The organism is Paenibacillus sp. FSL P2-0136 (assembly GCF_037975325.1).
GTDB classification, from domain to species: Bacteria; Bacillota; Bacilli; order Paenibacillales; family Paenibacillaceae; genus Paenibacillus_AQ; species Paenibacillus_AQ silagei.
On the sequence record NZ_CP150244.1, the window covers coordinates 1,390,546 to 1,403,013 of the forward strand.

The window sequence follows — 12,468 nt, forward strand, 5'->3', positions numbered from 1 at the left end:
CCCTATCCTCCTTAAAGTTGATAGAAAGAAAACCGGAATTGATGAGGATTTATAATCATGTAAAAATTAGCTTGATAATATTCACAATTTTTTTTGTTATGTTTATAATTCTCGTTATTTTTGCATTCACTAAATGAAACTTTAACCACAAGCAGCAGTACAAATCAAGAATTTGTTACAGCAAGTTAAAGGCCATCCCTTTCGGGATGGCCTTTCCTGTGAATTCTATACTTTTAATAATTACTTCCCACTCTCCAGCAACCTCGCCACCATGGTAGCGAACTCTGCCCGGGTAATGTCTTTTGCAGGCTTAAATGTACTGTCTTCGTAGCCGGTAATAATTTTATTGGATGCTAGTGCATCAATGGAGTTATAATACCAGGCGTCTTTTTTAACATCTTTGAATGTGGTGTTTCCGGTACCAGTCAGCTTGAAGGCTCTGGCGATTAGGGTTGCTAATTCACTGCGGCTAATCTTCGCATTAGGGCGGAAGGTGCCGTCGCTGTAACCATTCATCAGGCCGGCACTGGCGGCTGCGCCGATGAACTTGTTCGCCCAATGTGCTCCAGATACATCGGTGAAGCTGCTTGCTTGTCCGTCAAGCCCCATGTGCGTTGTAATGACCTTAATGGCTTCGGCACGGGTCAAGCCTGCATTCGGACGGAAGGTTCCATCTTCATAACCCGTCAGCAATCCTTTGGAGATCAGCAGGTCAATGCTTGCTTTTGCCCAATGATTCAGTGTATCTGTAAAACTTACCACTTCCGGCGCAGGTGTTGGTGCTGTTGTTTCTGCTGGTGCTGGTGTTGCTGTAGGAGCCGGTGTTGGAGTAGGCGTTGCTGTTACCGGTGGAGTTCCGGTACCTCCTCCAGGACTTGGATTGCTTGGTTCATTGTCTACTGGATCAGGATCAGTAGGGGTTGGAACATATGGGAGTGCTGGAGCATAGGCGGTAAGCAGTCTGGCTTGACTTTGCTGCTCAAGTGCATAGCCCATACCCAGAACTTTGGCATCGTCCCATGCTCTGCCCACAAGCTGCATCGAGATTGAATATCCGCTGTCGTTCGTTCCTACAGGAACCACTACCGTAGGGAGGCCGACATTAGATGTTAATACACCCGTGTTGCGGTCAGAGCTTAATTGAGAGGCTGAGGCGTCATTGTTATATACGTCACTGATAAATCCTGCATACACAATAGCATCCACGCCATTCTCGTCCATCCAGCCTTTGATCACTTCTTTATAGTCCGTTCTATACTTGATGTAATCTTGTACAGCCTGTTCCGTCATCCGCGTAGGTGCAGTATATCCTCTCTGATTATAGATAAGCACCTTATCTGAAGCGAGTACACTTGCTCCATCCGTGTAAGGGAAGGCCTTATGAAGCTCGATATAGCGCGCCCAGCCTTCCGTAGATCCGTTAATGCCTTGAGGACGGGTAGGGGCTGCTGGCATTTTTGACATTTCAACCATTTCCGCTCCCGCAGCTTGCAGCTCAGAGAACTTATTCTTTACTGCCACTCCGGTATCATCATCTGCGTAGCTGGAGACAAAGGATTCGGGGATGTATCCGATTTTCTTTCCTTTCAATGCGCCGGCATCCAGCGACTCCTTCCAGTTCTCCGGACGTTTATGATCTGCATCAGCAGTTACGGTGAAAATATCCTGCGGGTCCGTACCCGTTGTAGTATTCAGCATAATAGCCAGGTCCGTTACGGTTTTGGCAATGGGTCCCGCATAATCCTGTCCCCAAGTGAGCGGGAGCACACCTGTCGTACTCGCCATGCCGTCTGTACCACGGAAGCTTTTTAGACTGGCGCCTGTTGTAGGTGCATAGAGAGATACCCCGGTCTGCGATCCCATAGCTGCCGCTGCGAAATCAGCTGCAACCGATACTGCCGATCCTCCGCTGGAGCCGAAAGAGGTTTTGGAAGGATAGAGTGCGTTCCATGTCTGCATCCAGCCGCTTTCACTAAAGCTTCCGCTGTTCGCGAACTCCGAAGTATTCACTTTACCAATAATGACCGCGCCGGCTTCCCGCAGCTTATTCACCTGGAAGGCATCCGATTCAGGGCGCCACCCTTCAAGTGCTTTACTGCCGCCTGTAGTCGGCATGTCCTTGGTGTCATAGATGTCTTTGATCGCAATCGGAATTCCCAGCAGATCGCCCTTGGCGCCTTGTGCACGGGCTTCGTCAGCCGCTTTGGCCTGAGCCAGCGCAGTTTCGGATACATGCAGGAAGGCATGGAAGCCGAGTTGCCCCATATCGTATGCCTTGATTCGATCCAGATACGCTTGAGTAATTTGTACAGAAGTCGTTGTACCGCTAATCAGATCCTGCTGCATCTGTGCAATGGATTTATTCACAACATCGTAAGGGGAGGAAGTGATGAAGCTTTGCGCTGCAGGAGCCTCTGGAACGAACAGGGTATCTCCAGTATTAAGTCCCTCTATGCCTGAGATATCCCAGTTGCTGATGGAGCGGATCTGTGCAGGGGTTAAGCCGGATACATCCAGCTGCTGATTAAGTCCATTAAGCGTGGCAACCAGATTGTTCAGCCCGGCTTCACCAGCTTCTCCAACTTGTACAAAATTCACCAGGGATTTCGACTGGCCCGGTTCAAGGTTCAAGGTATTAATGAAGCCATAGAAATTCGCCTCATTACCGGACTTGGCCAGAGGTGTGGTGAATGGATTCTGCTGTTGATTCCCTAGAGCGGTTAATCCATTATTAAATGGATGTGGAGACCCGACCGCAACACCTAGAGGTTTATTGTTTCTGGCGCTGCTGTCGACCACAATCCATGAATCGTCTGTAGTCACCTCCAGATCATTGGAGTAGGTTGCCTTGACCACTGAAGCATTGGCCGCTGTGCCATAGCCTAAGGAGCCGCCGAAGGATACATCTACTTTTACAGCCATATCATTCTTATTGGTAAAAGTATCAAAGAATCTAGTCCGATTATTGATAGTGTCCACATACACATCACGGGTGACGGTGACATTTCCCAGATTGACAGATTGAGACGAAGTGAATCTATTAACGCCATCGTACTTGAGGTCGAACCCGCGCATCATTTGTCCATTCATCAGGGAAGCTGAAGGTGAGGATACTTTAACAAAGATATTACCGAATCCCTGCACTTGTGTAGTACCGACGGTACGCAAGCTACCTGTGTCTAAGCTGGGTGCAAAAGCATCGTGGATCTCCCATACGGTGCCACTAGATGAAGTAACCCTCGTTAAAGCATCGGCCGTTTGAAACGGAATGACTCCCGAAGCAATAACAGATAACGCAATGGAAGTAGCTATAACTTGCCTCTTCGTTCTACGCAGACGTTTCAACTTACTCATGTAGGCAATCTCCCTTTCCTCTATGTATATTATTAACTGTGTTAAGAAATATAACATTGTATATTAATTCAGTCAATGAATAATATGAATTTGAACTATTTTTAGAGATTTTAACAAAGGGAGAGTACTTTATTTATTAAAAAGTGCATGAAAAATAATATAAAGGTGTTTTATATAACTTTTTATGTTATGTATATGGTAGTTATCCTGATTAGTTTTTTCATAAGCCTACTTTTATGCTGATAGATTATGGAATGTGCTACAATATTTTAAATGGAATTTTTGCTTGTATAGGATGACACTCAAAGGAGATTTAGAATGAAACGCTATCGATGGAGCATTACGGTTTATTTCATGCTGTTCGTGTTTGTCTTATTCACATTATTCAATGACTATTCACCAATCCTGATCGTAGTGGGCGCTGTGGTGGCTACTCTCATTGTTTTTACAATTCAATTCTATTATCCGGCAGTTTTGGACAAGCGTGTGGACCGCGTGGAGTCTTTTTTGCGCAGCCAAAAAAGTAATCCAGCCCTTTATATTCAGTATGTTCTTGCGAACAGGCTTGAGGATGAAGCGGGAACGGTTATGGAGCAGCTGATGAGCAAGCATAAAAGGGTAGCAGTACAGGCAACATTCAAGGCGGGTTACGGACTGTACCGCAAAGACATGGCTGCTGTTCAGGAAGCCGTGCCGTATATCCGCCATGCTGATTACCGAGCGTACTATGAAGTGGTTCTGCTGTTGGAGGAAGGGAAAAGTGCACAGGCGCGGGAACATCTTGAGTCCATTATGAAGCAATGGATGAGATCAGCTCTGCTCGCAGAAATTGAACTCAAAGCAGGTAACATTGAAACTGCTATCACTCATGCGAGGGAAGCAGTAGAGGCTTCGAGGGGCGTCCAGCGTTATGTGTTATATAAGGAGTACGAAAGAACGTTACCGCAAGCGGTTGAAGCATAGTTTGAAAAACGGGTATCATCCTCATTGAAGGATGATACCCGCTTCTGTTAGTTAAGATGTCAGTTTTACTGCCCCAAACAAAGCCTGATCAAATCATCGACATGAGCGGTGGCCAGGCATTCCACGGTGTCGGCAGCGCCGTAATAGATTTTGACTTCGCCATCGTCCTCCAGGATCATGCCGCCGGGGAAGATGACATCATTACGGAAGCCTCCGTCGATTTCGTAGGGGGCTTCAGGGGCGAGCAGCGGCGAGGCGCTCATTCCGAGGATTTTCTTCGGATTGTCCAGGTCCAGTAGCATAATGCCTGCCGTATACCGCTTCTTCCAGGACGGCTCCCAGCCGTTCTTCCCTCTGGCGGGATCAACATCCACCGCATGGAAGGTGGTCAGCCAGCCCTTATCTGTCTTCACGGGCGGTGCTGCTGGACCGATCTTGTCATTGGCGAACGGGACCTGCTCCACCGCCAGCAACAGATCGGACCGGCCCCAATAGATGAGATCCGGCGACTCCGCGATCCAGGTGTCGAACCGGTCCTTGCCTCCGCGGCTGTAGACGGTGAACGGCCGTTCCAGCCGCACATAATTGCCGTTGATCTTCTCCGGGAACAGCACCATATTCCGCAGGTCCGGCGTAGACAAGCTCAAGATTTCAAAGGATTCGAAGTCATCCGTGACTGCGATCCCGCCCCGGATACCATGCCGCGTATCTACAGCGAAGCACATGTAGCAACGGCCGGCAATTACCGTCAGACGCGGATCGTACGCGCGCACGAACTCTTCGTCATACAGCTTGAACACCGGCTTCGGCCCGGCCGTCCAGTGGATGCCGTCTTCACTGAATGCGATTCCGAGATCCGTTGTATGAGACGGCTCAAGGGTCTGCTGCTCAAGGGAGCCGTAGTCATTGCGGAATACCATCACATACCGGCCGCCAAACTTAACCACTCCCGCGTTGAACACAAGTGCGGTGGGGTAAGGGACCCGCGCTTCATCCAGCACAGGGTTGGCCGGATGACGGCGGATGAGCGGGCTGGAGACCAAAGCTCCTATGATGGGTGTATTGTTAGAATTCATCGTTGAATATCCTCCTTGAGTGTTGAACTGCATTTTCTTTAACTTGAATTTTTAGTTCAATCTATTTAAACAATACTTCCGTAAGATGCGAACGGATAGTCAATCGTAATACGTCCGGCCTGGCAGTCGCCAACCCCGCTGTACAGATCGGCCTTGCCGTCGTCGCGCATCACGATCCCCGCAGAGAAGACGCAGTCCGTCAAATACGGTGCCTTGGCCGGTCCGGGCGGGTAGCATGAACGGCTTCCGATCAGATGCAGGTCATGGGATTCCCGGGTCACCGGATCGAAGATGAAGGACATGTTCATATAGACCTTGATTTCCTGCCCGCTCTCCTCCTGATGCGAGTAACAAATATGGCCGATGATTCCGATCTTGCCGCTGCTCAGCAGGTAAGCCTGGTTGACACCTCCCCATTCACCAGCTCCGAAGATACCATAAATGTAGGGGGCATTCTCAATGACTTCAGCAGTCAGATCCTCCAGCTTGTCAACCACCGTGAAGCCGATCATGGATTCGCTGCCATATTGGCCCTTCACCTCATGGCCCCGGGGACGCGAGAAGACGCCTATTCTGCCGTCCGCCAGCGCAACCAGGCGAATATCCTTCATTTTGTTAGGACCAGTGGTGAAGTAGTACAAGTCGTGGAGATCCGTCCCCCGGTAAAAGTAACCGAAATACGTGCTGTATTTGCCCCTTTCATATTGCACATGCGTTCCGCCCAGTACGAGCTCATCACCTATTTCGCTGATATACGGGTCCTCCAGCGTATAGATCATGCTGTTCTCCACCAGAGTCCACTCATCCTGGCCTGTTTCCTTGAACAGACGGACCCAGGAGCGGGCCCATTCCTCCCGGCGTTCTACCCGGCCGAACAAGTAACGCTTGCCATCCCGTTCAAAAGGAATCGAAATATTATAGACATCGAATCCGTCCACGTTTTTAAATACCAGGGTTGCGCTTTCATAAATGGCTTTTGTCGCTTCAAATGCTTGTTTTTGCTGATGCAGGCTCACTATTTCTCCGCTCCTTTGTGTAGCAGCTCTTTTATTGCATAGAAGCTTGATATTCCTTGAACTGTTTTTGATATTCGGCAATGACCTTATCCAGACCTGCCTTCTTCATTTTATCCAACGCTTCGGGGAAGGCCTTGTCGTAGTCCAGGACCCCCATATAGATTGGAGTGATGCTGGCTGAAGCTTCCGAGAGAATATTGGTATATTCGGTTCTTACATTCGTCGGGTCAAAAATAAAGTTGGCTGCAATACTGTTGACCGCACTCGGATTAGGCTCGAATAAGACCTTGTTATTCTCAGGAATACTGCTCTCCGGGTCGAAGCGCATAAAGTTCACATTGCCGTTCTGCGAATCTGAGCCTCTGTACCGCGGATTATTATTGTTGTTCGGGTCTCTGATCGGCTTTAAGCCTTTGTCGCCATCTTTGGTGTAGTGCTCACCCTCGATGCCGTATTGAACGAGATCGTAGTTATCCTGGCTGGCCAGCATCCAATCCATAAATTTAACAGCGGCCTCCGGATGCTTGCTGTTCGCCGGTACGGCATTTCCGTTCTTGAAGGAGAGGGGGCGCAGATACTCTTTCTCCGGGTTAAACCACACTACGCCGATATCGTCCACTTTAGCATCCGGGTTGTATTTCTGGAGTCCGTTCAAGCTTCCGCCGGTTCCCAGGCGCACGAACCACTCCCCGCTGTCGAGCTGGGCATCTACCTGTTCCTGCTTCATAACCAGGATGTCAGGATTCGTAATTCCCTTGCTGTACAGCTCGTGCATGAAGGCGGCATCCTGCTTGAATTCGTCGGTTTCAATCCAGGATTTGACCTCTCCGTTCTGGTTGACATAGAAGAACTTATCCTTAACCGTGAACGGGAAGGTGTCATAGGTCCGGTGCAGGATGGAGGTATGCAGATTGATCGGGTCAAAATCGGCCCGGGTGCCTAAGTAAGGCTTGTTCTTTCCCTTCCAGTTCTTCATCACCGTCTCCCAGGCGCTGATCAGCTCAGCTGGAGTTGTCGGCTCCTGCAAATTGTTCTCGCGGAGAATGTCGCGGCGGATATTGAATTGGCCCTCGCTAGCCATTTCAACCCAATAGGAGGGCACGATATAATATTTCCCGCCGATAGTCGCCCCGTTGAAGATGTCCTCCGGGATATTCTTTTTCAGGTTAGCTCCATACTTCTCAATTTCCTCTGAGATATCGGCCAGTGCACCCCGGGTATAATAGTTGGAAAAAGGAGTACGGTCCTGCATGACATGAAACAGATCGAACTCTTCACCGGTGGACAGCATCAGGTTCAGCTTCTGGTCCCAGGCATCCCAGGGAATAAAGACTTTCTCTACGGCAACTCCGACACCGTCTGCGGCCAGCTTCTCATTGACCTTCTCGAACACCTTTTGGTAATCCTTAGGCTCGGTGCCGGGAACCACGTATTTGATCTTGACGACCTCAGAGGCATTGGTATTCTCTGCATTCGGGGATGAAGCATTGCTTGCTCCATTTGCGCCAGGGCTGGCATTATCGGCCTTGCCACACCCAACCAGGGTGGACAGGGCAAGCACCACAGCTAACAGGGTTGCATAGGATTTTCTCATGAATAATACGGACCTCCTCTTATGTTGTCTTCTATATGTTAACCCCTAAGGGATGACATCAGCCTTTCACTGAACCGATCACGAGCCCTTTCACGAAGTACTTCTGTAAGTATGGATAGAGGAAAACAATCGGCCCGATGGTTACGATGGCTGTCGCCATCTTGACCGACTCCGAAGGAAGCGTAACATCGCTTGTTCCGGCCAGCATGGCCATATCGTTCAGCATACTGATCTCCGATTGCATCTGCAGCAGCATGAATTGCAGCGGGTACAGGTCTTTCGTGTCAATCAGCATGATCGCATTCCACCAGTTGTTCCAATAATCCAGTCCATAGAAGAGGGCAATCGTCGCCAATACCGGTTTACATAACGGAAGATAAATCTTAAAAGCAATGACAATATCACTGGCTCCGTCTATGGTGGCGGATTCCCGCAGCGAGTCAGGAATGCCGTTCATGAAATTGCGTACCAGGAAGAGGTTGAACGGGCTGAACAGGAGCGACGGAATAATCAGAGCGAGAATATTATCGGTTAATCCGAGCGCCCGGTTCATCAGATACCAGGGCACAATGCCGGCGGAGAAAATCATGGTGATAAAAAAGTAAAGGGCCAGCAGATTGCGGTGCCTCACATTTTTGTTAGCCAGTGTATAGCCTGCCATAGAAGTAATCAGCAGGGCCAGCGTGGTGCCGACGAGTGTGAGAAAGATCGAAATGCCGTAGCTCTGAATGACCTGGGAGCCGCTCGTAAAGATCAGCTTATAGGCATACAGAGAGAATTTCTCCGGAAACAGGCTGTAGCCGTTCTTAAGAATGGCATCCTCATCCGTGATGGAGATCATTAGTACGAGCAGCATCGGAAGCAGGCACAGCGTCGAATAAACCGCAGTCAGCGTGTACATGACCGTCCTGCTGATTGAAATTCTTTTCATTCATACTCCTCCTTCCTGGATTTAATATAAAGCGCCATCTTTGAAGTACTTGCGGGTAATGGCATTGGTACCAAAGACAAGGATAAATCCGATAACGGACTGGAACAGTCCCACGGCCATGGCTTCGGAAGGGTCGCCGATCTGGCGCAAGGAGCGGAACACATACGTATCAATAATATCCGTAGTCGAATACAGGGTGCCGTTGTCCCCGATGAGCGCATAGATCATCCCGAAATCGCCGTACATAATTTTGCCGACCGAGAGCATCGTCAGAATAATAACTGTTGGCATCATTAGCGGAAGCGTAATCCGAAAACACATCTGCAGGCGGTTCGCCCCGTCAATCTCGGCTGCTTCATACAACGTCTCGTCAATGCCGGTAATGGTCGCCAGGTAGATGATCGCGCTCATGCCGGCCCCCTTCCACACATGCATGATGGTTAGAATCGCCGGCCAGGACTGGGCTTCGGTATACCAGTTCACGGAGGTCATTCCGAATTGGTTCAGGATTCTATTGATCACGCCCATATCCATGGAGAAAAGCGCATACAGCACATAGCTGATGACGATCCATGAGATGAAATTCGGGAATAACATCAGCGACTGGCTGATCTTCACAAACAGCTTCTTGCGCAGCTCGTTCAGCACCAGTGAAATAGTAAGCGCCATCAGCGTGCCGAAAACAATAAACAGTAAATTAAGGTAAATGGTATTAAAGGTAACTGTAAGCGCTTTATTTGAACGGAAGAAAAACTCAAAGTTTTTGAAGCCCACCCATTCGCTATGGAAAATTCCCTTTGTATAATTGAAGCGCTGGAAAGCAATAACCATATAAGGATAGGTCATATAGCCGAAAATAAACGTGTATGCCATGGCCGGCAAAACCAACAAATAGGACGTACCATTCCTGCGGATGTCTGACAGTATGCTGAGCCCTGGACGCCGTTTTTTCTTCAATTCCTGTTCCCCCCTATTTGTTTGTTATAGATGACTGTTGCCTTGATTTCAGCTTAGCTATAGCCGCAGTAAGAGTCTATTTTAAAACCCGGCAAACGCTTTCAAATTTGCTCATAAGGCTTTCAAAAAAACGGAATGGCTTTCATTTTCGCCTGATTCAGTACCGTTCAAGCCGGAAATGTACTATATTTAGAAATGATACCGAGCAGCAGGGGAGGAATACAGCATGCGGGCAACCATCAAGCGGCTTGTTCGATACAAGGCCTTTCAAAAACTCACCATTTCATATTTCCTGCTCGTTCTGCTAACTGTAAGCCTGCTGTCCAGCGTACTCTTCTCCTTGTTCTCCCGAAGTGCCATCAAGGAGATCGAACGCAATTCCCGGGCCATGTTATCCCAGATCACATATGCTTCGGATGTCGTCTATAACCAAGTCATGACGATCGGAAATACACTGCTGATTCAACCGGAGATCCTGTCCTTTCTGGATGAGACGGCGGAGAACAAGGTGAGCAATTATCATATTCATCAGCAGATCGAACAGATTGCCAATCTGAACCCGTATATCCACAGCATCGGAATCCACCGGCCTTCTACAGGCACGACCATCGATACCGCCGGACTTCCGTTCGACGCATCGCTCACCGCGCTCAGTGCGAAACAGTATATGGAGTTCAATCCGCGCAGCCTGAAGGTTGCGGGCCGGAATAACGGCAGGCCGTTACAGTTCCTGACCTTCTTGCTGTATCCGAATTTCGCATACCAGACCACAGGCAGTCCGCTGATCTATATCAATGTGGAGGAGCAGTCGATTCTGACGACGATCCGCAAGATCGGCAAAGCGGACGCGGCCAATAATGTCTTCGTGATCAATAATGAAGGTAAAGTGCTGTCTCATACCGATTCCAATCTGTTCCTGGATGACTTATCCGGGGAGGAGTATGTACGGACCATATTAATAGAGAACCAACCGGAGAACAGCTTCACCACAACGATCGCAAACGAAAAGAATCTGGTCACTTATGTGAAATCAGAGGAACTGGACTGGTATTTTGTAAGCGTTTCACCGTATTCTGAGCTCATCACTGACATTGACCAGCTCCGGGGGATTACGCTGCTGCTCACAGCCGGTATTGTACTTGCAGGTCTGTTGATCTCTATCCTGTTGACCTCGAATATGAATAAGCCCTTATCGGCACTGCTGGAGAAGGTCATGCCAACCCCGGCCAAACCCGCATCCGGCCTGGCGCTGATTGATGAATACAAGATGGTGACCGAGGTGTTCCAATCCTATCATGAACGTGAGAAATCGATGCAGTTCGTTATCAGCCATTCCTCCCGGACGGTCCGTGAGCATTATCTTCATGCCTTGCTGCGCGGTCAATCCCTGGAGGACTCGGTCTCAAGCGACATGATTAAGGAGATCGGCGAGGAGGTTGCGGGACCGTTCTTCGGCGTGCTGGTATTCAAGATTAATGAGCTTGAGCCTGCAGGGGAGAGGGTAGAGGGGAAACAGCAGTCTTTGCTGCGCTTCGCACTTGGGAATATCGCCAAAGAGCTGCTGGAGCATATCGGCCCCTGCGATGTTCTTATTATGGGAGGAAACGAAGCTGCCGCCATCCTTCAATACACGAAAAATCAGCTGCCGGAGGAACTGGTGCCTGCCTTGCGTAATGTTCAGAGCTTCCTGAGCCGTTACTTCAAGGTGACTGTATCGATAGGTGTCGGAGATATCTCCTTAGGCAAGGGGAATATTCCGTCCTCGTATACATCAGCCCAGCAGTATGTGAAATACCGCTTAATCTATGGGAAAGAAGCGATTCTGGACGCGGCAGCGACACGGCACCATGTGTTAACGGCCTTAAGCTATCCAAGTAGCTACGAAAAGAATCTGATTGATGCTGTGCAGCAGGGCAAGCCGGAGCCTATCGCTGGCGCCATCGAAGAATTTATCGATACTATATCCGGCGGATCTGTTCATCAGATCATCACCTTCAGCACGCAGCTCATGTTGTCTTTGCTTAAAGCTTTTGACTATTTGCAGCATGTGCCGGATTCTAATTTCAATGATTATCTGCAGGCGGTAACCGAAATTGAAGGTGCTGAGGATCTCACGGAGATCCGTAACCTGTTTAACCGCTATTGCTCCACCATCTGCAAGTTAATTGAAGACAAGAATCACTGGATGAATGCCAAGAAGCATAATAGTCTCATTGAAAAAGTACAGAATTATGTCCATGAGCATTATGCCGAGCCTAACATCTCACTCGATCTGGTGTCCAAAATCGCCGGCCTGTCACCCAGCTATCTGGGCAAGCTGTTCAAAGGAGCGACCGGGCAATCCTTCAGTGAATACCTGAACAACACCCGGCTGGACAAAGCGAAGGAGCTGCTTGCTGCAACTCCTGACACGGCGGCTAAGATCAGTGAAGCGGTAGGGATATACAACATCACTTACTTCTCCACCTTGTTCAAGAAAAAGTACGGGCTAACCCCTTCGGCCTTCCGTGAGCAGGAGGCGATGAAGAGTGCTGCAGGTGATGATGAGTGATTATTTCCCGCTTAAACAACGGTCCG

General features: G+C 49.1%; 8 protein-coding genes. 2 read left to right on the forward strand and 6 right to left on the reverse strand.

Annotated features, from left to right (window positions below):
* Positions 1-240: 240 nt before the first annotated feature.
* The gene (locus tag NYE26_RS05825) at positions 241-3,354 is read right to left on the reverse strand and encodes an amidase family protein (RefSeq protein WP_339254560.1); all 3,114 of its coding nucleotides are present in this window, start codon (positions 3,352-3,354) and stop codon (positions 241-243) included.
* Between the two features lie 318 nt (positions 3,355-3,672).
* Here NYE26_RS05825 and NYE26_RS05830 point away from each other — a divergent pair, with 318 nt between their 5' ends.
* Positions 3,673-4,317, forward strand: a complete 645-nt coding sequence (locus NYE26_RS05830; RefSeq protein WP_339254562.1) for a hypothetical protein — start codon at positions 3,673-3,675, stop codon at positions 4,315-4,317.
* A 65-nt stretch (positions 4,318-4,382) separates the two neighbouring features.
* Here NYE26_RS05830 and NYE26_RS05835 read toward each other — a convergent pair whose 3' ends face one another.
* The 5 genes from NYE26_RS05835 to NYE26_RS05855 form a co-directional block, all read right to left on the reverse strand.
* Positions 4,383-5,393, reverse strand: coding sequence for a glycoside hydrolase family 130 protein (locus NYE26_RS05835; protein WP_339254564.1), 1,011 nt, complete (start codon positions 5,391-5,393; stop codon positions 4,383-4,385).
* A 65-nt stretch (positions 5,394-5,458) separates the two neighbouring features.
* Positions 5,459-6,409, reverse strand: coding sequence for a DUF1861 family protein (locus NYE26_RS05840; protein ID WP_339254566.1), 951 nt, complete (start codon positions 6,407-6,409; stop codon positions 5,459-5,461).
* 31 nt (positions 6,410-6,440) lie between these two features.
* Entirely contained in the window at positions 6,441-8,003 is a 1,563-nt protein-coding gene (locus NYE26_RS05845; RefSeq protein WP_339254568.1) for an extracellular solute-binding protein, read from the reverse strand.
* Between the two features lie 58 nt (positions 8,004-8,061).
* Positions 8,062-8,934, reverse strand: coding sequence for a carbohydrate ABC transporter permease (locus NYE26_RS05850; RefSeq protein WP_339254570.1), 873 nt, complete (start codon positions 8,932-8,934; stop codon positions 8,062-8,064).
* Positions 8,935-8,955: 21 nt separating this feature from the next.
* Positions 8,956-9,891, reverse strand: a complete 936-nt coding sequence (locus NYE26_RS05855) for an ABC transporter permease subunit (protein WP_339254572.1) — start codon at positions 9,889-9,891, stop codon at positions 8,956-8,958.
* Between the two features lie 226 nt (positions 9,892-10,117).
* On the opposite strand from NYE26_RS05855, the gene NYE26_RS05860 reads away from it, so the two are divergent.
* A complete protein-coding gene (locus NYE26_RS05860) occupies positions 10,118-12,442 on the forward strand; it encodes a helix-turn-helix domain-containing protein (protein ID WP_339254574.1) in 2,325 nt (774 codons plus the stop codon).
* Positions 12,443-12,468 lie beyond the last annotated feature (26 nt).